The following is a 23,421-nucleotide window of genomic DNA, read 5'->3' on the forward strand; positions in this document are numbered from 1 at the left end:
TATAATTATTGTACTTCTATTACTTGATTTACTTTTTGTAACGGTTTGTAACCGTGTGCTTCAAATGCCTTTGCAAATTCATTTGATACGGCAGTGCCATATAAATCTTTTGCAGCTTGTACGATATGAGATTGAAGTGATTCAAAGTCTTCAGCGGAAGTTGCATAATTTTGCAATGCACGCATAACAACTTTACTTACTTTTTCATTTCCTTGTTTTTGAACAGCAACACCGTTATATGTTTTACCTTCAGCTAATTGATATAATACGTGACTGATAATACCAGAATTCACGTGTGATTCTTGATTATTACCATCGTTATAGAAATCTTGTAAATTTGTATATAATTTATGACCGCCGTCACCAATTTCCCTTGGGATATCACGAATTGTTAGACCACCTAATGTATCGCCCATAATCCAGTTTCCTTTATCTTTCTTTACGTAATATTCGATTTGTGTACCCCAGAAATCCGCTAATCCCTCGTTTAGTGCAGATGTTTCAGCGCTTGGATATCTCACTACTTTATTTTTCGTCGTGCCGCTGAATACAGCGTGTCCAAATTCATGAGCTGTTACATCAAGAGCGGATGTTAGTTTTCCGTCTAAACCATCACCAAATACCATTTGGTTCCAAGCGGGATGCCAAAATGCATTTACATAGTCTTCTTTTACACCATCACTAACTTCAGTAGAATCAAAACCGTGTACACTAGCAACAACTTTTGAATCTTTATTGTCGTAACTTTTTAGATTATGTTCTTTCTTAAAGTAATCGTAAATATCACTCATGTTCTTCATAGCGCCCGCGGCTTCTTTATCTGCAAAATTAGGAGTACTACTTGAAATTAGCGTCCCTGGATAACCAGCTTGACTATATCCTCCGAGGGAATCGGCGTAGTTTGCATTATAAATATAAATACCATTTCCGCGTGATAAATCCGCTAAATAAAATTTCCCATCAGTTCCTTTGGCAATATTGAAAGAGATGTTTTCTTGAAGTGCATTTTTCCCAGTTCCTTGTTCACTTGTAGGGGATAATCTAGGTGATGTTACTTGATTTATAGTCTTATTCTCTTTGTTTTTAATGAATTTTTCTTGGAAAAGTACTTCGCCAGTTTTTAAATCAACGATAGCATTGCCGTTTATAATTTGTTCATTGTTTTCATAAGTAAATGTAATAACAGTTGCGAATGTATAATAGCCATCTTTTTTCTTATAAACAACGGTTTCGCTAGAGAATTCTGTCTCAACTGCATCACTTGGAATTTGAACTATATCGCGTAATTTAGATTTTACTTCATTTTTCGACAAAAAATTTGTTATAGTAAGATTAGGTTGTTGATTTAAATTTTGAACAACTTTACCACTAACAGTTGTGATTACTCCATTTTTATCTACTTTTACAATGAGATCTTGGCCATATATTTTATAGTTTTTATATGTTTGTGCAAGGCGAACTTCGGTTTGATTTTCTTTGGTTTCTTTATTTGTAGGTTGGAAATCTACATTTTTTTCAGTAGTAACTTGTTCTTGTTGAGCTTTTGCCCCATTTACCTCACCTTTTAAATACTTTTTAGCAATATTTTCTTTCGTATCATTTTGAGGTTGTGTTAATTTCCCGATTGTTAAACCAGGCTGAGCAATTTCAACTTTGACTGCACTTTTGTCTAATTCTTGAGCATGAATAGCTTCTGTTGATAAAGGGCAAAGAAGACCGAATGTAACGAAAGCACTAGCAAGTTTTCTATAATTCATCTATAACACTCCTAATCTATTATTGTATGTGAGATGAATTGTATGAAAAATTTGCCGAATTTTATATATATTATGCATTATTTCATATCAAAAATTGTCGAATTCACATTATTGTAGTGGTATGACAACTCAAAAAATTAGATTGTTCTAATGGGATGGTGAGTAAGTATGCACGCAGAAAAATTAGGAAGTGAAATTAAGAAAATTAGGGTGATGAGAGGATTAACACAGAAACAGTTATCCGATAATATATGTCATCAATCGGAAGTGAGTAGAATTGAATCGGGTGCGGTATACCCAAGTATGGATATATTGCAAGGTATCGCAGCAAAATTACAAGTTCCTATTATTCATTTTTATGAGGTACTCATTTATTCCGATATTGAAAGAAAAAAACAGTTTAAAGATCAAATCATTATGCTTTGTAAGCAAAAAAGATATAAAGAAATTTATAATAAAGTATGGAATGAGCTGAAAAAGGAAGAATATCATCCTGAATTCCAGCAATTTCTTCAATGGCAATATCATGTAGCAGCTTACATATTAAAGAAAATTGATTACGAATATTGTATTTTAGAATTAAAAAAATTGTTAAATCAACAGTTAGCTGGAATAGACGTATACCAAAATCTTTATATAGAAAATGCGATTGCAAATATTTATGCTGAAAATAGCTATTTTAAGAAGAGTATTGAGTTATTTGAAGATATATTAAAACAATTAGAGGTATTGCATGATAATGAAGAATTTGAAGTGAAGGTAAGATATAATCATGCAAAAGCATTATATTTAGATAATCAATATGAAGAGTCACTTTATCAAGTAAATAAAGCGATTGAAATATCATGCCGAATTAATAGTATGGCATTAATTGGACAGCTATATTATCAAAAAGGTGAATGCCTAGGGAAGTTGGAGTACGATGGGGCAGAGGTTGAAGATGCATATAAAAAGGCAAGTTTCTTTTTTGATATATTAGAAATGCATTCATATAAAGAAGCGCTCGTAAATAAAATCAGTAGATAAATATCCAAAAAATGGGTATGCATAATTGCATATAATAGGGATAAATTTTCATGATATATTAAAATAAAAAATGTGGGTGATGGAATATGAAGAAATTACTTATTGGTAGTTTATTGACGTTAGCGATGGCATGGGGTATTTCATTAGGCGATACGGCATTAGAGAAAAGTCATATAATTTCTCATAACGATCAAGAGGTACAATTAGCTAAAGATTTACCTTTTGAATATTAAAAAACAACCGTCTTACTTAGGCGGTTGTTTTTTTATGGAGTAACATCCAAACGTCTTTACTAGAAACAGGTTTGCTAATAAAGAATCCTTGAATGTGATCACAATTTTGTTTATGTAAAAATTCCCATTCTTCTTCCGTTTCTACACCTTCTGCAATCACTTTTAAATTTAGTTCTTTTGATAGTGTAATAATGGAAGAGACAATTGCTTCTTCTAAAGGGCTAGTTGTAATTCCACAAATAAACTCTCGAGCGATTTTTAATGTGTTGATTGGATATTTTGTTAAATAAGCTAAAGAACTATAACCAGTTCCAAAGTCGTCGATTGAAATTTGAATACCGAGATTTTGAAGTTGTTCTAGTTTTGCAACTACAGATTGATTTTGATTAATTGCGATGCTTTCCGTAATTTCAATATCTAGGGCTTCTGGTTTCAGTTCTGTTTCTTCCAACACCTTTGAAATAGTTGGGATTAAATCTGCATGGTTAAATTGAACAACAGATAAATTCACACCAACTTTTAAGTGAGAGAAACCTTGATTATGCCATCTTTTTGCCTCTAAACAGGCAGTACGTAAAATCCAATTGCCAAGTTCAATAATAAAACCAGTTTCCTCTGCTAAAGGGATAAATTGGGCAGGAGATACGATACCGAGTTTTGGATGCTTCCAACGTATTAATGCTTCAAAACCGATAATTTTTTTTGTTTTTGTGCTTACTTGTGGCTGGTATTCAAGGAAAAATTCATTTTGTTGTAATGCTTTTGAAAGTTCACCTTCTAAGAATTGAATTTCATTTTGAGCGATACTCATTTCTTTTGAGAAGAAAACAAATCTGTTTTTTCCATTTGCTTTCGCACGATACATAGCCATATCAGCATTTTTCATTAACTCATTTACATCAGTTCCATAATCAGGGTACATCGCAATTCCGATACTTGGTGTAATAGAGAGTTCTTCGCCTTGAATGAAGAATGGTTTGTTTAAAATAGTTAAAATCTGTTCAGCTATAAAAATTGCACTTTTTTCTGAGTACATTTCTGGTAATAGAATTGTAAACTCATCTCCACCTTGGCGAGCGACGATATCTTTTGAACGCAAGCAACCGCGTAATCTTTTTGCTACTTCAATTAATAATAAATCTCCGACGTCATGACCAAGTCTATCGTTAATTTTTTTAAATCGATCTAAATCAAGGAACATGACGGCGACATCATTTGCGTTAGTTTGAGCTGTATTTAAAATGGCTTTTAAATCTTTTTCGAACTTTCGACGATTTGGTAATCCAGTAAGTGCATCGTGAAAGGCTAAATGTTCTACTTGTTTTTGTTTTTCATATAAAGTGGTAATATCACGCGCTATCCCAAACATTCCGACCACTTCTTTGTTTATAAAAGTAGGGATAAGTGTAATATGGAGATAATAATAATAACCTTCTTGTTCTTTTGTACGAACTTCTAACGTTTGTGGCCTACCTTCCTTTGTAATTTGTAAAGCCTTCTTCAGTAGTTCGTGGTCTTTTGAATCAATGAAGTGTAGCAGAGAATAGCTTGCCACTTCGCAATAATAGGCAGTAAATAAGCTTTCGCATGCCTTATTAGATTGTTGAAAAATGCCATTCATATTTAAAGAGAAAACGGCATCGGGATGATCTTCGAATAAAGACTTATAGCGTTGTTCACTTTTTGATAATGCAAATGCACCTTCTTCAACTTCGTCCTCTAGTTGTGTAGTCAACTGTTCATATGTAAGGATTAGTGCTTGATTATCTTTCCACATGTAAAGTTGCCGCAAGAATAACAAAATAAGTGATAATACGAGACCAATTAACATAAATTTATCATCCCAAGGTTGAATGATAATAAAGGAAAAAGTAATAATTATACTAAAATAAGGTAGTATAAAACGTACATAATCGAATCGATAATATTTTGCTTTCGTTTCATGTTGCATTGGTTTATCCAAGATATATAGTATGGAAGAAAGTCCAATTAATAAAATAGAAGCAGTGTGTATTAAATAATTAAATTCAGGAGAAGTTTTCATCCCAAAATTTAATTGAAACAGATGAATGTAACCGTATACGAGTATAATAGTGAAACCGATAATTAATGCGATTCTACTCGAAGAATATTGTTCTCTTCTATATAGACTAATAACGGCGTAAATTACTAATGATTGTGCAATGAAATAGCCAATTAAAATCCAAGTTTCCTTTGTTAACATACGGAAGTTTGAAAGGTCCAAGATAAAAGTTAAAGTGAAATAAATGTTCATAATAACAATAAAGATGCTATCGAATGAAAATTGAGCAAGACCCTTAATAGAGTAAATTTTTATAAACTTTATAGCAAATCCAACAAAGAGTAAAACATATTGTATGATAAAAAAAGGTAATGCTTTATATGAGAATATAACTTGCTTATGAATAGAAAGTGAAGGAAGAAATAAAGTTATCTCCATAGCTAACCCGCATAGACAAGTACATAATAATAAAATCCAAAATAATTTATCACCATGCGTCATTTTTCTAATCGCTTTACATAAGCAATAGCAAGAAAAAAGTGCAGCGAAACAGAATAAGAAAAGAATCCCGATTTCTTTTATATTTGACTCATTTGGTATAAGGAATATCCAAAGAGCAAATATAAATATGTATATTATGACAGATTGTATATACTTTTTTTGATTAATCATATTGTGACTCCGTTTCAATAAAGTTGAATCTCGGGGAGAAAATGCTAATTTAAATAATAGCATATAAAATAGAATATTTTTTACTATAAAAATTACTTTTTTGAAAAAATGGTGCAAAGTTACAATTTACCACTGTAACATTGCACCACTTATTCTTTTAATTCCTCTTATAGCAGAAAGTTCATCTATTAATTGGAATAATGCTAAGTCTTTTTGTTTACTTTCAATCATAATATCGAAATTATGATTGTGTTTTTTTGCAATGTGTAAGAAAGGCTTAATAAACTCTAAATCGATATATTCAGCATGAGCCCTAAATTCTTTTTCCGATCTCGGGGAGGAAATGTGAACTTTAGGAGAGATATTTGTATGTGACCAAGTTTCAAAAATTGCAGGAAGCAACTCTTCTAGTGGTTCCTCGCAAAGATTGGCCATATGATGATGATAATCAAATACAAATGGAATATTTTCTTTTTGGCAAATTGATAAAGTTTCAGCGGTTGTATAGGTTTTATCATCATTTTCAAGAGTCATTTGTTTTTTTATATGTGTAGGAAGTTTTTTTATGTTTTCATGGAAGCGCTCAATTGCCTTTTCTTTATTTCCATAGGCTCCACCTACATGAATATTAATGTAAGAAGAATCTGCAATGCCTATAGCATCCAATATTTTATAATGATAAGTCATATCCGTAATAGCGTTAGTAGTAATATGTGGCTTGTCGCTTGTAAATAGCGTAAATTGATTTGGATGAAAACTTATTCGTAAATTGTGTTCTTTAATTAAAGCCCCTATTTTACGCCAAAGTGGTGTGAATACCCCAATATAGTCAAACTCGACTTCGGGATGTGTTGCAAGTGGGACGATGGAAGACGATAGGCGATATAGTGGGATTTCATGCGCTATATTGTAATGAAGGATACGTATTGTGTGCTCTAAATTTTGCCTTATAACATGGTACAGTTTGTCTTCTCGCTCTTGCTTGCTGAGTTTCTTAAAGCTTGTAAAGGTCATTGTTTTGGCAGGAGAACAGTCCCAGAGTGCCATTGCATGTGAGACATATCCAAACCGTATAAGCATATGAGATACACCTCTTTTATTCATTGTCTTTCCTATAAAAAGAAAGCAAACATTGTTCCAATCCATTCCTTTCCTCTATCGATAAGAGAAGGCGGGTTTACATCGCTATAGGAAAGTACAGATGCATTCTCTAGATCTTCATGGAATTTCTTTTTTACTGTTTGAATGAAATGTTTATTATATAACAGGCAGTTTATTTCATGGTTAATATATAAACTTCTCATATCAAAGTTTGCTGTTCCGATATCGCAAATATCATCGTCTACTATAATAATTTTGGCGTGAAAAAAACCTTGTTGAAATGCATAAATATTGCAACCAGCCTGTATTAATTTTCGGCAGTACGGAAATTTGGCTTCTCGAACAAGAGGGTGATCAGCTTTTTCTGGAACAAGAATTGTGATTTGAACCCCTCTTTCTCTTGCTTTTAATAAGGCATTCATAATTTTTTTTCCAGGAATGAAATATGGTGTACCGATACAGATTTCTTTTTTTGCCGCGTTAATTAAATGTAAAAAAGTATGCTGTAAATAAGCCCCATCAGTCGGAATAAATTGATGCAGGATGGTACCTGGGTTTTGTTTTGGAAAATAAAGAGAAGCATCTAATAAATTTTGTTTCGTATCATCAAACCAGTCATGCAAAAATTGCTTTTGTAAATCTTGAACCCCTTCTCCTGTAAGACGTAAATGGTAGTCTCGCCATAATCCTAAATATTCATTATGCCCTAGATACTCTTCACCGATATTAAATCCCCCGATATAGCCGGTTTTCCCATCAATCACTGTAATTTTCCTATGATTTCGTTGATTGGCAGAAAAGAAAGGCAGAGGAAATTTTACCTTATGACAAAATGAAAAAGATACACCATGTTTTTGCAGGGAGCGAATAGCTTCGTTTGATAAAGAATGGCTGCCAAATCGATCAAGTAAAAGTCGTACTTCAATTCCTTCCTGAGCCTTATCAATCAGCAATTTTAAAAATTCACGACTGATTTTATCGTTTTTTACAATGAAGAATAAAATATGAATGTGATGCTGTGCTTGTTTTATATCAGTAAATAAAGCGTCATACAAATCTTTCCCGTATGTATAAAGGTGAAAATCACTTTGACGTAAAGGGAAAGTGCGAGAGCTTACTCGTTTTAAATGAAGAAGTCTCCCGTATGAAAGGTCAATTGTAATCCAAAGAGCAATGGATATTAACAAAAGAGATAAGTAGAGCATTAGTGAATTCCCTCCTTCGCATTCTTTTCACCTTCAGTGTGTTACAAATGATACGGGTAGCACGGCTGTTATTATAAATTTCTTTAGAGGATAGATCTTGTACGGATTAAAGGTTCACTTTATCCCGCTTTAACGGGCAGTAAGCTTCCTATTTCAAAAATTGATGAATAAGCAGAAGCTAGTTTGGAAATCAACTGCCCGTAAAAGCCCGATTGGTTCAACTAATAATCAGCGGGGGATGAACCACCCCTGCGGATTAAAGTTTCACTTTATAGTTTCACCGAAATAAACAGCTTTATGAAAAAATGTGTTGTTCTATAACAAAAAACTGTTGACTGAATGCTCACTCATTATATAATGGGGATAGGGGATATAATTCAGAAAATTATATATTTTTGAAGATTCAAAAAAAGAAAGAGGGCTTACAAAGAGAGGGGTAGCATAAAAATGAATAGCTTACTGATCATTAATTGGCTGGCTGCCATTGCTGTTATTGCTTATGCAGGATATTTGTTTGTATATCTTATACGGACGAGAATGGCCTACATACAATTAGGAAAAAAAATTGAATTTGACCGTCGTTTTAAAGAGCGTTGGGATCTCCTTAAGGTCAATGTTTTCGGTCAAAAAAAGCTGCTGAAAGATAAGAAAAGTGGCATCATTCACGTTATGTTCTTTTACGGATTTATTCTTGTCCAATTTGGAGCAATTGACTTCGTTTGGAAAGGACTCGCACCAGGATCACATCTTCCACTTGGACCACTATACCCTGCATTTACATTCTTCCAGGAAATTGTCACACTTGTTATTTTAATTGCAGTATTTTGGGCTTTTCATAGACGTTATGTAGAAAAGCTTGTTCGTTTAAAACGTAACTTCAAATCAGGTCTTGTTCTTATCTTTATCGGTGGCTTAATGATTTCTGTGCTACTTGGTAACGGTATGGGACTTATATGGCATGGCGAGGAGCTTTCATGGAGTGAACCAATTGCTTCTGCAATCGCTTACGTTTTTAGCGGGATAAATGAAACCGTAGCCATTTCAGTGTTCTATTTTTCTTGGTGGGTGCATTTACTAATTTTGTTAACGTTTTTAGTGTATGTTCCACAATCAAAACATGCGCATTTAATTGCAGGACCAGCTAATGTATTCTTCGGTCGTCTTTCAAACCCAGGGAAGCTTGAAAAGATTGATTTTGAAGATGAAACGCAAGAAACATTTGGTGTTGGTAAAATTGAAGACTTTAGACAAAATCAACTTATTGACTTATACGCTTGTGTAGAGTGTGGCCGTTGTACAAATATGTGTCCGGCAACAGGAACAGGAAAAATGTTATCGCCGATGGACTTAATTTTAAAACTTCGCGATCATTTAACTGATAAAGGAGCTGCGGTAACATCAAAAGCACCGTGGGTTCCAGTAGTTGCCTTCAATAATACACAAGGAAATCAGTTAGCGATGATGGCAGCTGGAAAAGGACAACAAGAATCAGCGTCTACAACGCTCGCTTACGATCCGAGTTTAATCGGAGATGTTATTACAGAAGAAGAGATTTGGGCATGTACAACGTGTCGTAACTGTGAAGATCAATGCCCAGTTATGAATGAGCATGTTGACAAAATTATTGATTTACGTCGATATCTCGTTTTAACAGAAGGAAAAATGGACGCGGAAGCACAACGCGCGATGACAAATATCGAGCGTCAAGGGAATCCGTGGGGTCTGAACCGTAAAGAGCGTGAAACATGGCGCCAAGGTGATGACGAAGTAACAGTTCCAACTGTAAAAGAAAAATCAAAAGCTGGGGAGGAATTCGAGTATTTATTCTGGGTTGGTTCAATGGGATCATACGACAATCGTAGTCAGAAGATTGCGATATCGTTTGCGAAGTTAATGAACGAAGCAGGCATTTCATTCGCAATTCTCGGTAATAAAGAAAAGAATTCTGGAGATACACCACGCCGCCTCGGAAATGAATTTGTATTCCAAGAGATGGCGACAAAGAATATCGAAGAATTTGAAAAGGCAGGAGTGAAGAAAATCGTTACGATTGATCCTCATGCTTATAACACATTTAAAAATGAGTATCCGGACTTTGGCTTGCAAGCAGAAGTCTATCATCATACAGAATTGTTAGCTCAGTGGGTGAAAGAAGGGCGCTTAAAGCCTGTTCACGCTATTGAAGAAACAGTTACGTACCATGATTCCTGTTATTTAGGAAGATACAACGAAGTGTACGAAGCGCCACGTGACATTTTGAAAGCGATTCCTGGAGTGAATCTTGTAGAAATGGCACGTAACCGTGAAACTGGAATGTGCTGTGGCGCAGGTGGTGGCTTAATGTGGATGGAAGAAACAACAGGTTCTCGTATTAACGTTGCTCGTACAGAACAAGCATTAGCTGTACAGCCATCCATTATCGGTACAGGTTGTCCATATTGCTTAACGATGATCAGTGATGGAACGAAAGCGAAAGAGGTAGAAGAGAAAGTTCAAACTCTTGATGTGACAGAGATTTTAGAACGATCTGTTATCGGACAGAAAAAAGAAGCAATGTAGTTTGTAAGAATGTATACAACTTTAGAAAGAGGTGCAATGATTGCACCTCTTCTCAACGTAGGGATACCGAGCGAGCGCTCAGTGTTAAAAAATGAAATGGGGGAAAGAAACATGAGTAAAACAGTTATTTTAAGTGCTGCAAGAACACCAGTTGGAAAATTTGGAGGATCTTTAAAGGATGTAAAAGCGACGGAACTTGGAGGAATTGCAATTAAAGCAGCACTTGAAAGAGCAAATGTTGCGGCTAGTGATGTTGAAGAAGTTATATTTGGAACGGTTATTCAAGGTGGGCAGGGACAAATTCCATCGCGCCAAGCTGCGAGGGCTGCTGGAATCCCTTGGGAAGTGCAGACGGAAACAGTGAATAAAGTTTGTGCATCAGGGCTTCGTGCGGTTACGTTAGCGGATCAGATTATTCGTACTGGCGATCAATCACTGATTGTAGCTGGCGGTATGGAGTCGATGAGTAACAGTCCTTACATTTTACGTGGAGCAAGATGGGGATACAGAATGGGCAACAACGAAGTTATTGATTTAAACGTTGCTGACGGTTTAACATGCGCATTTTCAGGTACACACATGGGCGTTTATGGCGGAGAAGTTGCAAAGGAAGATGGAATTTCTCGCGAAGCGCAAGATGAATGGGCATATCGTAGCCATCAGCGTGCGGTTTCAGCGCATAAAGAAGGGCGTTTTGAAGAGGAAATCGTGCCAGTAACGATTCCGCAAAGAAAAGGCGATCCTATTGTCGTTGCAAAGGATGAGGCGCCACGTGAAGATACAACGATTGAAAAGTTAGCAAAGTTAAAACCTGTATTTGATAAGACAGCGACGGTGACAGCTGGTAATGCGCCGGGACTAAACGATGGTGGTGCCGCACTTGTATTAATGAGCGAAGACAGAGCGAAGCAAGAAGGAAGAAAGCCATTAGCGACAATTTTGGCGCATACAGCAATTGCAGTGGAATCTAAAGATTTCCCAAGAACTCCAGGTTATGCAATTAACGCATTGCTTGAAAAAACAGGAAAGACAATTGAAGACATTGATTTATTCGAGATTAATGAAGCCTTTGCAGCGGTAGCAATTGCAAGTACAGAAATCGCAGGAATTGATCCGGAAAAATTGAATGTAAATGGCGGCGCGGTAGCGATGGGACATCCAATTGGAGCAAGCGGGGCGCGCATTATCGTTACACTAATCCATGCACTTAAGCAGCGCGGCGGTGGAATTGGAATTGCTTCGATTTGTAGCGGTGGCGGTCAAGGGGACGCAGTGATGATTGAAGTTCACTAATTAAAGTTCGAGGGTATAAAATTTATTAACAATTAAGGGGGAAGAAAAAATGGGTGTACAAAACATTGTTGTAATTGGTGCAGGGCAAATGGGATCAGGAATTGCACAAGTATGTGCAATGGCAGGATATGACGTGAAGGTACAAGATTTAAAGCAAGAGCAATTAGATAGAGGATTGGCTATCATTACGAAAAACTTAGCACGCCAAGTAGAAAAAGGACGTATGAAGGAAGAAGAGAAGGAAGCCACATTAAATCGTCTTACAGTAACGCTTGATTTAGATTGTGTGAAAGAAGCGGATCTTATTATTGAAGCAGCTGTTGAGAAAATGGATATTAAAAAGAAAATCTTTGCGAATCTAGATGAAATTGCTCCAGAACACGCAATTTTAGCAACGAATACGTCATCTCTGCCAATTACAGAAATTGCAGCGGTAACGAAGCGTCCGGAAAAAGTAATCGGTATGCACTTTATGAATCCAGTTCCAGTTATGAAGCTTGTTGAGATTATTCGTGGTTTGGCTACCGATGATGCGGTATATGAAGCAATTGAAGATATTACGAAAAAAATTGGGAAAGTACCAGTTGAAGTGAATGATTTCCCAGGTTTTGTATCAAATCGTATTTTGCTACCGATGATTAACGAAGCAATTTATACGTTATATGAAGGTGTAGCGACGAAAGAAGCAATTGATGAAGTCATGAAGCTTGGTATGAACCATCCGATGGGGCCTTTGACACTCGCCGATTTTATCGGTTTAGATACGTGTTTATACATTATGGAAGTGTTGCATGAAGGATTAGGAGATAGTAAATATCGCCCATGTCCGTTATTACGTAAGTATGTGAATGCAGGATGGTTAGGGCGTAAAACAGGTCGTGGATTCTACGTTTACGAATAAATGCCCCCTTTGTTACAACATAGTGGTCTTACCAAATTATTTAAAGGATATATAGCAAATGGAGGCGGAATATATGAACTTTCGTTTTAATGAAGAGCAGCAAATGATGAGGAAAATGGTTCGGGATTTTGCACAGAAGGAAATAGCTCCCTTTGTTCCTAGTATGGAACAAGGGGTGTTCCCGAAAGAGATTTTGCAAAAGATGGGTGAGCTTGGATTAATGGGTATTCCAGCGCCTGCAAAATACGGTGGGGCAGAAATGGACTTTATATCTTACATTCTAGCAATTGAGGAAATCTCAAAGGTAAGTGCAACAGTGGGTGTAATTTTAGCTGTACATACGTCAGTTGGAATGAATCCGATTTTATATTTCGGAACAGAAGAACAGAAGAAAAAATATGTTTCTAAACTTGCAACTGGGGAATATTTAGGTGCATTTGCTTTAACAGAGCCAAATGCAGGATCAGATGCAGGGAGTTTGAAATCAAGAGCTGTGAAAAAAGGTGATCATTATATTATTAATGGATCGAAAGTGTTTATTACAAATGGTGGTGAAGCAAGTACATACATTGTATTCGCTTCTACAAATCCAGAGGCAGGAAAAAGTGGTATTTCTGCATTTATAGTAGAGAAAGATACACCTGGTTTAATCATTGGAAAAGATGAACATAAGATGGGACTTCTCGGTTCTCGTACAGTACAACTTACTTTTGAAGATATGAAAGTGCCAGCTGAGAATTTACTTGGGGAAGAAGGACAAGGATTTAAGGTGGCAATGGCGAATTTAGATGTTGGGCGAATTGGAATCGGTGCGCAGGCGTTAGGAATTGCTGAAGCGGCGCTTGGCTGTGCAATTGATTATGCAAAAGAAAGAGAGCAATTCGGGAAGCCAATTGCGGCGCAGCAAGGGATTGGCTTCAAGCTTGCAGATATGGCAACAAGTGTCGAAGCAGCAAGGTTACTCGTATATAGAGCGGCATCTCTTAGGGCACAGGGATTACCATGCGGTAAAGAAGCATCTATTGCGAAATTATTTGCTTCTAAGACAGCGGTTGAAGTCGCGATTGAGGCGGTGCAAGTTTTTGGTGGTTACGGTTATACGAAAGACTATCCAGTAGAACGATTTTTCCGTGATGCGAAAATCACGCAAATATATGAAGGAACAAGTGAAATACAGAAACTTGTTATTAGCCGTGCTTTATAAAAGGGCGAGGGGGAGACGGAGATGCATTTTAAACTATCAGAAGAACATGAAATGATAAGAAAAATGGTTCGAGATTTTGCTAAAAATGAAGTGGCACCAACAGCAGCTGAGCGTGATGAGGAAGAGCGATTTGATCGAGAATTATTTGATCAAATGGCAGAGCTTGGTTTAACCGGTATTCCGTGGCCTGAAGAGTACGGTGGAATTGGAAGCGATTACTTAGCGTACGTAATCGCTATTGAAGAATTATCCCGCGTTTGTGCTTCAACAGGCGTAACACTGTCCGCGCATACTTCACTTGCGGGATGGCCAATTTTTAAATTTGGGACGGAAGAGCAAAAGCAAAAGTTTTTACGACCGATGGCTGAAGGAAAGAAAATTGGTGCATACGGCTTAACGGAGCCAGGATCTGGATCGGATGCTGGTGGAATGAAGACAATCGCAAAGAGAGATGGAGACCATTATATTTTAAATGGATCAAAAATTTTCATTACAAATGGCGGTATTGCTGATATTTACGTTGTTTTTGCGCTAACTGATCCTGAATCAAAGCAGCGCGGTACGAGTGCATTTATTGTAGAAAGTGATACACCGGGATTTTCAGTTGGGAAGAAGGAGAGCAAGCTAGGGATTCGCTCTTCACCAACGACTGAAATTATGTTTGAAGATTGCCGTATTCCTGTAGAGAATCTACTTGGAGAAGAGGGGCAAGGGTTTAAAGTTGCGATGCAAACATTAGATGGAGGTCGTAACGGTATTGCGGCGCAAGCTGTTGGTATTGCACAAGGGGCTTTAGATGCTTCTGTAGAATATGCAAGGGAGCGCCATCAATTTGGAAAACCAATTGCGGCGCAGCAAGGGATTGGCTTTAAACTTGCGGATATGGCAACAGATGTGGAAGCGGCACGCCTTTTAACATATCAAGCGGCTTGGCTTGAATCAGAAGGGCTTCCGTATGGAAAAGAGTCAGCGATGTCAAAAGTATTTGCAGGAGATACAGCGATGAGGGTGACGACTGAAGCGGTGCAAGTATTTGGTGGTTACGGTTATACGAAAGATTATCCAGTAGAGCGTTATATGCGAGATGCAAAAATTACACAAATATATGAAGGAACACAAGAGATTCAGAGGCTTGTAATTTCTCGTATGTTAACGAAGTAGGAACGAAAGCGTAGGTATTTTCCTACGCTTTTTCCTTCCAAAAAATAATAGAGAGAGGTGAAGGGAATGGTTAAACATAATGTACATGCATCGGTGAAAGATGAAAAATTAGTTGCGTTAAGACGTGAGCAAATGATTAAAGGTGCGGTGCAACTGTTTAAACAAAAAGGATTTCCGCGTACAACAACGAGAGAAATTGCAAAAGCGGCTGGATTTAGTATAGGGACACTTTATGAGTACATTCGTACAAAAGATGATGTTTTGTATTTAGTTTGTGATAGTATTTATGAACATGTAAAAGAAAGATTAGAGGAAGTAGTTTGTACAGAAAAAGGGAGTGTAGAAAGTTTAAAGATAGCAATAACGAATTACTTTAAAGTGATGGATGAATTACAGGAAGAAGTATTGATAATGTATCAAGAGGTACGCTTTTTACCGAAAGAATCACTTCCGTATGTATTAGAAAAGGAGTTTCAAATGGTAGGAATGTTCGAGAATATTTTAGAACAGTGTACGGAAAATGGAACATTTACATTAAATAAAAAAGAAATACAGCTTCTTGCCCATAATATTTTTATACAAGGACAGATGTGGGGATTTAGACGCTGGGCGCTGCAAAAACTGTATACGCTCGAAGAATATACAGAAATGCAAATTAGGTATGTATTGCAAGGGGCCCATATGCTTCCGGAATAAGGAACAGACAAATTATAATTTTACTACCCTATAAAAGTTTCCCGTTTTTTTTGTAGCATATTTGTGCGACTTTTGTTTATAATGAATAGTATGGATTTTTTTAAGCAGGCCGTTATATATAAGGTTATATTTGATGAAAGGAAGTGCCGCATAAGTGGATTTTAAGCAATATTCACCAGAAGAGCTAAAAGAATGTTCAATGATTGAAGTTGTACATAGCGTTTTAGGGGATAAAAAACAAGCAACGACATTCAACGAGTTGGTTCAAGAAATCGCTCAAGTGCTGGGACTATCTCAAGAGCAAGTTAATGCGAAAATCGCACAATTTTATACAGACTTAAACATCGATGGACGTTTCATTAATTTAGGAGAAAATCGTTGGGGGCTACGCAGCTGGTACCCATACGAGCAAATTGATGAAGAAATCTTGCCTCAACCAAAACCGAAGAAGAAACGTAAAGTTGAAGAAGACGGTTTTGACGACTACATTGAAGAAGATGAAGATGACTTCGACGATGCAGACGTAAATGAAGACGAAGATGATGATGTAGAAGATTTGGACAAGGTTCTTGAAGAAGAAGACGGAGATGACGACGATCTTGATGATTTAGACGAAGATGACGACGACTTCGCTGAAGAAGAACTTGAGTATGACGAAACTGAAGAAGAAGAAGAGGAAGAACTGTAGTTCTTGACTTTTCATTATCGTCCATGTAGAATCATTTTTGGGCTCTTTAAAAAAGGACGATAATACTTTTAAAGTGTAAATATAAAAGAAAATTGCTCCCTACTTATTACTTTTTGTGATGAGGGGAGCAATTTTCTTTTTTGTTTTTTGTTTAGAAAATAAAAAGAGTCTAACAATAAGATGGATACAGTGTTATCTACATACGTTGCGCTTTGCGACGGTGATTATATAACAGCAAAATAGAAGGGAGCTTTTTCATGACTAAGTATATTTTTGTAACAGGCGGTGTAGTATCGTCTTTAGGAAAAGGTATTACAGCAGCATCTCTTGGAAGACTTTTAAAAAATCGTGGTTTAAACGTAACGATTCAAAAGTTTGATCCATACATTAACGTAGACCCAGGGACTATGAGCCCATATCAACACGGTGAGGTATTCGTAACAGATGATGGCGCAGAAACTGACTTAGACCTTGGTCACTATGAGCGTTTTATCGACATTAACTTAAACAAATACAGCAACGTAACAACAGGTAAAATTTACTCTTCAGTTCTTCAAAAAGAGCGTCGCGGTGAATATTTAGGAGGAACAGTTCAAGTTATTCCTCACATTACTAACGAAATTAAAGAACGCGTATATCGTTCTGGTCGTGAAACAAATGCGGATGTTGTTATTACAGAAATCGGTGGAACTGTTGGTGACATCGAGTCTCTACCATTCTTAGAAGCAATCCGTCAAATTAAGAGCGACATCGGTCGTGACAATGTAATGTACATTCACTGTACGTTAATCCCGTATTTAAAAGCAGCGGGTGAAATGAAGACAAAACCAACACAACATAGTGTTAAAGAACTTCGTAGCTTAGGTATTCAACCAAACATTATCGTTGTTCGTACAGAAATGCCTGTTTCTCAAGATATGAAAGACAAGCTTGCACTATTCTGTGACATTGATACAAAAGCAGTTATCGAAGCTCGCGATGCAGATACTTTATATGCGGTTCCATTATCTCTTCAAGAACAAAACATGGACCAAATCGTTTGTGACCACTTAAAATTAGACAATCCAGCTGCAGATATGACAGAGTGGACTGCTCTAGTTAACAAAGTGCGTAATCTTTCTAAGAAAACAAAGATCGCTCTTGTTGGTAAATATGTAGAACTTCAAGATGCTTATATTTCTGTTGTAGAAGCACTTCGTCATGCTGGTTACTCATTCGACACAGATGTAGAAGTAAAATGGGTAAATGCTGAGCACGTAACAGCAGAAAACGTAAAAGAATTAGTTGGTGATACAGATGGTATCCTTGTACCAGGTGGCTTCGGCGATCGTGGTGTAGAAGGTAAAATCGTTGCGATTCAATATGCTCGTGAAAACAAAGTTCCATTCTTAGGAATTTGCTTAGGTATGCAACTTGCATCAATCGAATTCGCACGTAATGTATTAGGTTTAGAAGGTGCTAACTCTTCTGAAATCAACCCTGACACACCATATGCAATCATCGACTTATTACCAGAACAAAAAGATGTAGAGGACCTAGGTGGTACACTTCGTCTTGGTTTATACCCATGTAAGCTTGCTGAAGAAACAAATGCTTACAATGCTTATAATGAGCCGGTTGTATATGAGCGTCATCGTCATCGTTATGAGTTCAACAACCAGTTCCGTCCGGATATGGAAAAAGAAGGATTTGTATTCTCTGGTACAAGCCCAGACGGTCGTCTAGTTGAAATCATTGAATTAAAAGATCATCCTTGGTTCGTGGCAGCACAGTTCCACCCAGAACTTGTTTCTCGTCCAAACCGTCCACAACCATTGTTCCATGACTTCGTAAGAGCTTCTATTACGAATAAAGAGAGCAAGTAATAAAAAAAGCGCCTGAAATAAGGCGCTTTTTTTAATATTCATTTAACATTTCATCGATTGTGAATTTGATCCCGTGATAAGCAAATAAGGCTACTATTAAACTTGGGAATCCGTAGCGATTACCTTCATCGTCTGGAATAAGACCTTTTAACAGTTTTGTATCAATATGTACGTCTGTATATCGTTCGAGTGATTCCGTACCTTCTTGAAGAGCAGAAATGCCGACAATAGAGTGTCCCTCTTCTTGTAGTTTTTTTGCAATTTCTACAACCGCTTCATCTGTTGAAAAACGGCTAATAAGAAGTACACGATCCGCAGAGGTTACTTCTGCTTCTTTACCATTTTCAAATAAGCGTTTTGCTTGCTTCATTGGTTCAGCACCGAATAGTGCCTCGGCAACAACGCCCTCCATTTCATTTGTACCATGTAAATAAATGAAACCATCGCCAACTAATGCTTGAGCAAGTAAACGAGCGCTATCTTCTATATTCATTTCTTCTTTTTGAGAAACTCTGGAGAAATAACCACTTAATTGAGTTGAAAAAATTTTTAACATAATGTTACTCCCTTCGTACGTGTTTGCCGGCTTTCATTATAATTTATTTTTTTAGAAAGGTGAAATCGTAGGGTAGCATAACAAAATAGGAAACGGTAAAATAAGAAAGAATAGGAAGGAATTTGCCAAAGAATAGCGAAATTAAATCGTTAAGATATAAGAAGCTTTAAATCTTGTACTTACACAGAAAGGTTGGGAATTATGGAAGGTAAAATTTTAATCGTTGATGATCAATATGGGATTCGTGTGTTATTACATGAAGTGTTCCAAAAAGAAGGTTATCAGACATTCCAAGCAGCGAATGGATTTCAAGCTTTAGATATCGTGAAAAAAGATAATCCAGATTTAGTAGTGTTAGATATGAAAATTCCAGGCATGGATGGTATAGAGATTTTAAAGCATGTAAAAGAAATTGATGAGAGTATTAAAGTAATTTTAATGACTGCTTATGGAGAGCTTGATATGATCCAAGAAGCAAAAGATTTAGGAGCTTTAATGCATTTTGCTAAACCATTTGATATTGATGAAATTCGTCAAGCTGTGAGAAATGAGCTCGCTGTAGAGGCATAAAAATGAATTTTTTATAAAAAATATGGAAAAAAGCGTTTACATGGACTATTGTGCAGGTGAATACGGTTGAGTTTTTGAGTACAAGTTGTTATCCTATTGAGTGTAGAAAAAAGTCCGGTATGTAGATATACATATTTTACCTTATTCTGGTCATACTACCAGCGATAAGAACTTATCGGATACAAAAAACGTTTTTTAGGAGGATTCACCATGCCTTTAGTTTCTATGAAAGAAATGCTAAACAAAGCACTAGAAGGAAAATACGCAGTTGGTCAATTCAACATGAACAACTTAGAGTGGACTCAAGCTATCTTAGCTGCTGCGGAAGAAGAAAAATCTCCTGTAATCCTAGGTGTATCTGAGGGTGCAGCTCGTCATATGACTGGTTTCAAAACAGTTGTAGCTATGGTTAAAGCTTTAATCGAAGAAATGAACATCACTGTTCCTGTAGCGATTCACCTTGACCATGGTTCAAGCTTCGAAAAATGTAAAGAAGCAATTGATGCAGGTTTCACATCTGTAATGATCGACGCTTCTCACCACCCATTCGAAGAAAACGTTGAAACTACTAAACAAGTAGTAGAATACGCACACGCTCGTAACGTATCTGTTGAAGCTGAGCTTGGAACAGTTGGCGGACAAGAAGACGACGTAATCGCTGAAGGTGTAATTTACGCTGACCCAGCAGAGTGTAAGCACCTTGTTGAAGCAACAGGTATCGATTGCCTAGCTCCAGCTTTAGGTTCTGTACACGGTCCTTACAAAGGTGAGCCTAACTTAGGATTCGCTGAAATGGAACAAGTTCGTGACTTCACTGGCGTACCTTTAGTATTACATGGTGGTACTGGTATCCCAACTGCTGATATCGAAAAAGCTATCTCTTTAGGTACTTCAAAAATCAACGTAAACACTGAGAACCAAATCGAGTTTACAAAAGCTGTTCGTGAAGTATTAAACAAAGACCAAGAAGTTTACGATCCTCGTAAATTTATCGGACCTGGCCGCGACGCTATCAAAGCAACTGTTATTGGTAAAATTCGCGAATTCGGTTCTAACGGTAAAGCGTAAGAATAAAATTCCGTTTTGGAAACCGTCTAGTCTTTTAGACGGTTTCCTTTCGTTGTATAATGAAAGCGTGAACAAGTCTAAAGATTTTATCATTTTTGGTTTTTAAATAGAAAATAATGTGCATAGTCCTATTAATAAATGTGATAACGTATCTAAATTGATAAAGTGAATTCGATGAATAGTTGATCTTTATCTATTCGTGCTACAGGAGAAATGAAGATAATGGTTTCCTATTTATTGAGTTTTGGGATGGAAAGAGTAATTGAGATTCTTAAGGGGAGCTTTCTATAAAAAGATAGAAAGTAAATACATTCACAAGAAGGGAGCTCAATATGGAAAAATTGCTAATTGAAGGCGGAAGAGCTTTAAATGGAACAATTCGAGTAAGTGGTGCAAAGAACAGTGCCGTTGCATTAATTCCAGCGACAATTTTAGCAGATACTCCAGTAACTATTGGTGGTGTCCCTAATATTTCGGACGTGAAAATGTTAGGAGACTTACTAGAGGAAATTGGAGGGAAAGTAACTTATGGACAGGAGGAAGAAATGGTAGTCGATCCTTCTAACATGGTTGCAATGCCTTTGCCAAATGGAAAAGTGAAAAAATTGCGCGCTTCTTATTATTTAATGGGTGCAATGCTTGGCCGTTTTAAAAAAGCTGTTATTGGGCTTCCGGGTGGATGTCATTTAGGCCCGAGGCCGATTGATCAGCATATTAAAGGGTTTGAAGCGCTAGGTGCACATGTTACGAATGAACAAGGTGCCATCTATTTAAGAGCAGATGAGCTACGCGGGGCACGTATTTATTTAGATGTTGTTAGTGTAGGAGCTACGATTAATATTATGCTAGCAGCTGTACGAGCAAAAGGTAGAACTGTTATTGAAAATGCAGCGAAAGAGCCTGAGATCATTGATGTAGCTACATTGTTAACAAGCATGGGAGCACGTATTAAAGGTGCTGGTACTGATGTAATCCGAATAGATGGTGTTGACTCTTTACATGGTTGTCACCATACTATCATTCCAGATCGTATTGAAGCTGGTACGTATATGATTCTAGGAGCTGCATCAGGAGGAGAAGTAACGGTTGATAACGTTATTCCTCAGCATTTAGAATCAGTTACTGCAAAGCTAAGAGAAGCTGGTGTTCAAGTTGAAACGAACGATGATCAAATTACGGTGAACGGTAATAGAAAGTTAAAAGTAGTTGATATCAAAACGCTTGTATATCCAGGTTTTCCAACGGATTTACAACAGCCGTTTACGACGCTTTTAACAAAGGCGCACGGGACAGGAGTTGTAACAGATACAATTTACGGTGCCCGTTTCAAACACATTGATGAATTACGTCGTATGAATGCTCAAATTAAAGTAGAGGGTCGTTCGGCAATTGTAACTGGTCCTGTGTTACTGCAAGGTGCAAAAGTGAAGGCGAGTGATTTACGAGCAGGAGCAGCACTTGTTATTGCAGGATTAATGGCAGATGGAATTACAGAAGTAACAGGACTTGAGCATATTGATCGAGGTTATGAGAATATAGTGGACAAGCTTAAAGGGCTTGGAGCAAACATTTGGCGAGAACAAATGACAAAGCAAGAAATTGAAGAAATGAAGAACGCATAAGTGATACTTCCGCAAGGGGGAAGCGAAGCATCACTACTTGCGGAAGTACACTTTATAGAAAAACACGGTTCACAAAATACGGCAGAAATATAAAGACTTAAAGGAGAGGGATTATCGTGGAGAGAAGTTTATCTATGGAGTTAGTACGTGTAACAGAGGCTGCAGCTTTATCATCAGCGCGTTGGATGGGGCGCGGGAAAAAGGATGAGGCAGACGGTGCAGCAACATCAGCTATGCGTGATGTATTTGATACAATTCCGATGAAAGGTACAGTTGTAATTGGTGAAGGTGAGATGGATGAAGCACCAATGCTATATATCGGAGAGAAATTAGGTACAGGATATGGACCACGTGTAGACGTTGCGGTTGATCCTTTAGAAGGGACAAACATCGTAGCAGCTGGTGGCTGGAATGCTCTTGCTGTCATTGCAATTGCAGACCACGGTAATTTGTTACATGCCCCTGACATGTACATGGATAAAATCGCGGTTGGCCCAGAAGCAGTTGGGGCGGTCGACATTGATGCGCCTATTATTGATAACTTACGTGCAGTTGCGAAAGCGAAAAATAAAGATATTGAAGATGTTGTAGCGACAGTTTTAAATCGTCCACGTCATCAAGAAATTATCGAAGAAATTCGTAAAGCTGGTGCGCGCATTAAATTAATTAATGATGGAGATGTAGCTGGAGCGATTAATACAGCGTTTGATCGTACAGGTGTAGATATTTTATTTGGATCTGGTGGAGCACCTGAAGGTGTATTAGCAGCAGTTGCTTTAAAATGTTTAGGTGGAGAAATTCACGGGAAACTATTGCCACAAAACGAAGCTGAATTAGCACGTTGTAAAAAAATGGGCATAGAAGACATTAATCGTATCCTTCGCATGGAGGACTTAGTAAAAGGTGACGATGCAATCTTTGCAGCAACAGGCGTAACAGATGGAGAACTATTACGCGGTGTTCAATTTAAAGGTAGCGTAGGAACAACGCAATCCCTTGTTATGCGCGCAAAATCAGGCACAGTTCGCTTCGTAGATGGTCGTCATAGCTTAAATAAAAAACCAAACTTGGTTATTAAATAAAAAGCGTAAGCAGCTCGTTCAGAATGGGAGGGGGATGGAGCTTCTGACGTAGAGGCGCTTTTTGCCTCGCAGGAAGAAGTGAAGCCACCGACCAATCTAGCTGCTGAAGCTAGATTAAATAAAAAGCGTAAGCAGCTCG

19 protein-coding genes are annotated in these 23,421 nt (G+C 37.2%); 14 read left to right on the plus strand and 5 right to left on the minus strand.

Going from position 1 to position 23,421, the window contains the following annotated elements; genetic code table 11:
- Window positions 1–5 precede the first annotated feature (5 nt).
- Window positions 6–1,757, minus strand: a complete 1,752-nt coding sequence (locus MKY38_RS23000; protein ID WP_114555776.1) for a M4 family metallopeptidase — start codon at window positions 1,755–1,757, stop codon at window positions 6–8.
- A 168-nt stretch (window positions 1,758–1,925) separates the two neighbouring features.
- Between MKY38_RS23000 and plcR the strand changes: the two genes are divergently transcribed.
- A complete protein-coding gene (plcR, locus tag MKY38_RS23005; protein WP_000542911.1) occupies window positions 1,926–2,783 on the plus strand; it encodes a transcriptional regulator PlcR in 858 nt (285 codons plus the stop codon).
- 86 nt (window positions 2,784–2,869) lie between these two features.
- A complete protein-coding gene (locus MKY38_RS23010; RefSeq protein WP_000734730.1) occupies window positions 2,870–3,016 on the plus strand; it encodes a quorum-sensing peptide PapR in 147 nt (48 codons plus the stop codon).
- Between the two features lie 16 nt (window positions 3,017–3,032).
- Here MKY38_RS23010 and MKY38_RS23015 read toward each other — a convergent pair whose 3' ends face one another.
- From MKY38_RS23015 to cls, 3 genes are all read right to left on the minus strand, one after another.
- Complete coding sequence (locus MKY38_RS23015) at window positions 3,033–5,711, minus strand: DUF4084 domain-containing protein (RefSeq protein WP_065224445.1); 2,679 nt, start codon at window positions 5,709–5,711, stop codon at window positions 3,033–3,035.
- Between the two features lie 126 nt (window positions 5,712–5,837).
- The gene (uvsE, locus tag MKY38_RS23020; RefSeq protein WP_011110499.1) at window positions 5,838–6,791 is read right to left on the minus strand and encodes a UV DNA damage repair endonuclease UvsE; all 954 of its coding nucleotides are present in this window, start codon (window positions 6,789–6,791) and stop codon (window positions 5,838–5,840) included.
- A gap of 32 nt (window positions 6,792–6,823) precedes the next feature.
- Window positions 6,824–8,017, minus strand: coding sequence for a cardiolipin synthase (cls, locus tag MKY38_RS23025; RefSeq protein WP_341049783.1), 1,194 nt, complete (start codon window positions 8,015–8,017; stop codon window positions 6,824–6,826).
- Window positions 8,018–8,464: 447 nt separating this feature from the next.
- Here cls and MKY38_RS23030 point away from each other — a divergent pair, with 447 nt between their 5' ends.
- The 8 genes from MKY38_RS23030 (at window position 8,465) to pyrG (ending at window position 18,384) form a co-directional block, all read left to right on the plus strand.
- Window positions 8,465–10,576 (plus strand): heterodisulfide reductase-related iron-sulfur binding cluster, encoded by a 2,112-nt coding sequence (locus MKY38_RS23030; protein WP_001086776.1) that lies wholly within the window; start codon window positions 8,465–8,467, stop codon window positions 10,574–10,576.
- 9 nt (window positions 10,577–10,585) lie between these two features.
- Window positions 10,586–11,869, plus strand: a complete 1,284-nt coding sequence (locus MKY38_RS23035; RefSeq protein ID WP_002026635.1) for an acetyl-CoA C-acetyltransferase — start codon at window positions 10,586–10,588, stop codon at window positions 11,867–11,869.
- 49 nt (window positions 11,870–11,918) lie between these two features.
- Window positions 11,919–12,770: a 3-hydroxybutyryl-CoA dehydrogenase gene (locus MKY38_RS23040; protein WP_000538874.1), complete on the plus strand. Its 852-nt coding sequence runs from the start codon at window positions 11,919–11,921 to the stop codon at window positions 12,768–12,770.
- A gap of 73 nt (window positions 12,771–12,843) precedes the next feature.
- Window positions 12,844–13,974 carry an acyl-CoA dehydrogenase gene (locus MKY38_RS23045; protein ID WP_001011179.1) on the plus strand — a complete coding sequence of 377 codons (1,131 nt, stop codon included), beginning with the start codon at window positions 12,844–12,846 and terminating at the stop codon, window positions 13,972–13,974.
- 21 nt (window positions 13,975–13,995) lie between these two features.
- A complete protein-coding gene (gene acdA, locus MKY38_RS23050; protein ID WP_000545544.1) occupies window positions 13,996–15,135 on the plus strand; it encodes an acyl-CoA dehydrogenase AcdA in 1,140 nt (379 codons plus the stop codon).
- Between the two features lie 66 nt (window positions 15,136–15,201).
- Window positions 15,202–15,831 (plus strand): TetR/AcrR family transcriptional regulator, encoded by a 630-nt coding sequence (locus tag MKY38_RS23055; RefSeq protein ID WP_341049786.1) that lies wholly within the window; start codon window positions 15,202–15,204, stop codon window positions 15,829–15,831.
- A gap of 154 nt (window positions 15,832–15,985) precedes the next feature.
- Entirely contained in the window at window positions 15,986–16,519 is a 534-nt protein-coding gene (gene rpoE / locus MKY38_RS23060) for a DNA-directed RNA polymerase subunit delta (protein WP_000346278.1), read from the plus strand.
- Between the two features lie 257 nt (window positions 16,520–16,776).
- A complete protein-coding gene (gene pyrG, locus MKY38_RS23065; RefSeq protein WP_000170460.1) occupies window positions 16,777–18,384 on the plus strand; it encodes a CTP synthase in 1,608 nt (535 codons plus the stop codon).
- 31 nt (window positions 18,385–18,415) lie between these two features.
- Here pyrG and MKY38_RS23070 read toward each other — a convergent pair whose 3' ends face one another.
- Window positions 18,416–18,940, minus strand: a complete 525-nt coding sequence (locus MKY38_RS23070; RefSeq protein WP_000912402.1) for a DUF2529 domain-containing protein — start codon at window positions 18,938–18,940, stop codon at window positions 18,416–18,418.
- A 201-nt stretch (window positions 18,941–19,141) separates the two neighbouring features.
- On the opposite strand from MKY38_RS23070, the gene spo0F reads away from it, so the two are divergent.
- The 4 genes from spo0F to glpX all read left to right on the plus strand — a co-directional run bounded on the left by spo0F (window position 19,142) and on the right by glpX (window position 23,282).
- Window positions 19,142–19,510: a sporulation initiation phosphotransferase Spo0F gene (spo0F, locus tag MKY38_RS23075; protein WP_000398594.1), complete on the plus strand. Its 369-nt coding sequence runs from the start codon at window positions 19,142–19,144 to the stop codon at window positions 19,508–19,510.
- A 210-nt stretch (window positions 19,511–19,720) separates the two neighbouring features.
- The gene (locus MKY38_RS23080) at window positions 19,721–20,578 is read left to right on the plus strand and encodes a class II fructose-bisphosphate aldolase (RefSeq protein WP_001131855.1); all 858 of its coding nucleotides are present in this window, start codon (window positions 19,721–19,723) and stop codon (window positions 20,576–20,578) included.
- A gap of 332 nt (window positions 20,579–20,910) precedes the next feature.
- On the plus strand, window positions 20,911–22,200 hold the full coding sequence (gene murA, locus MKY38_RS23085; protein WP_000413254.1) for a UDP-N-acetylglucosamine 1-carboxyvinyltransferase: 1,290 nt from the start codon (window positions 20,911–20,913) through the stop codon (window positions 22,198–22,200).
- A gap of 116 nt (window positions 22,201–22,316) precedes the next feature.
- Window positions 22,317–23,282, plus strand: coding sequence for a class II fructose-bisphosphatase (glpX, locus tag MKY38_RS23090; RefSeq protein ID WP_000442340.1), 966 nt, complete (start codon window positions 22,317–22,319; stop codon window positions 23,280–23,282).
- The last annotated feature ends 139 nt before the right edge of the window (window positions 23,283–23,421 follow it).

The organism is Bacillus sp. FSL R5-0585 (assembly GCF_038004545.1).
Lineage (GTDB): Bacteria > Bacillota > Bacilli > Bacillales > Bacillaceae_G > Bacillus_A > Bacillus_A cereus.

What these genes read in the sequence shown, in the direction of transcription:
- MKY38_RS23000 (WP_114555776.1), bottom strand. Translation starts at nt 1,757, where the DNA reads ATGAATTATAGAAAACTTGCTAGTGCTTTCGTTACATTCGGTCTTCTT.
- plcR (WP_000542911.1), top strand. Translation starts at nt 1,926, where the DNA reads ATGCACGCAGAAAAATTAGGAAGTGAAATTAAGAAAATTAGGGTGATG.
- MKY38_RS23010 (WP_000734730.1), top strand. Translation starts at nt 2,870, where the DNA reads ATGAAGAAATTACTTATTGGTAGTTTATTGACGTTAGCGATGGCATGG.
- MKY38_RS23015 (WP_065224445.1), bottom strand. Translation starts at nt 5,711, where the DNA reads ATGATTAATCAAAAAAAGTATATACAATCTGTCATAATATACATATTT.
- uvsE (WP_011110499.1), bottom strand. Translation starts at nt 6,791, where the DNA reads ATGCTTATACGGTTTGGATATGTCTCACATGCAATGGCACTCTGGGAC.
- cls (WP_341049783.1), bottom strand. Translation starts at nt 8,017, where the DNA reads ATGCTCTACTTATCTCTTTTGTTAATATCCATTGCTCTTTGGATTACA.
- MKY38_RS23030 (WP_001086776.1), top strand. Translation starts at nt 8,465, where the DNA reads ATGAATAGCTTACTGATCATTAATTGGCTGGCTGCCATTGCTGTTATT.
- MKY38_RS23035 (WP_002026635.1), top strand. Translation starts at nt 10,586, where the DNA reads ATGTATACAACTTTAGAAAGAGGTGCAATGATTGCACCTCTTCTCAAC.
- MKY38_RS23040 (WP_000538874.1), top strand. Translation starts at nt 11,919, where the DNA reads ATGGGTGTACAAAACATTGTTGTAATTGGTGCAGGGCAAATGGGATCA.
- MKY38_RS23045 (WP_001011179.1), top strand. Translation starts at nt 12,844, where the DNA reads ATGAACTTTCGTTTTAATGAAGAGCAGCAAATGATGAGGAAAATGGTT.
- acdA (WP_000545544.1), top strand. Translation starts at nt 13,996, where the DNA reads ATGCATTTTAAACTATCAGAAGAACATGAAATGATAAGAAAAATGGTT.
- MKY38_RS23055 (WP_341049786.1), top strand. Translation starts at nt 15,202, where the DNA reads ATGGTTAAACATAATGTACATGCATCGGTGAAAGATGAAAAATTAGTT.
- pyrG (WP_000170460.1), top strand. Translation starts at nt 16,777, where the DNA reads ATGACTAAGTATATTTTTGTAACAGGCGGTGTAGTATCGTCTTTAGGA.
- MKY38_RS23070 (WP_000912402.1), bottom strand. Translation starts at nt 18,940, where the DNA reads ATGTTAAAAATTTTTTCAACTCAATTAAGTGGTTATTTCTCCAGAGTT.
- spo0F (WP_000398594.1), top strand. Translation starts at nt 19,142, where the DNA reads ATGGAAGGTAAAATTTTAATCGTTGATGATCAATATGGGATTCGTGTG.
- MKY38_RS23080 (WP_001131855.1), top strand. Translation starts at nt 19,721, where the DNA reads ATGCCTTTAGTTTCTATGAAAGAAATGCTAAACAAAGCACTAGAAGGA.
- murA (WP_000413254.1), top strand. Translation starts at nt 20,911, where the DNA reads ATGGAAAAATTGCTAATTGAAGGCGGAAGAGCTTTAAATGGAACAATT.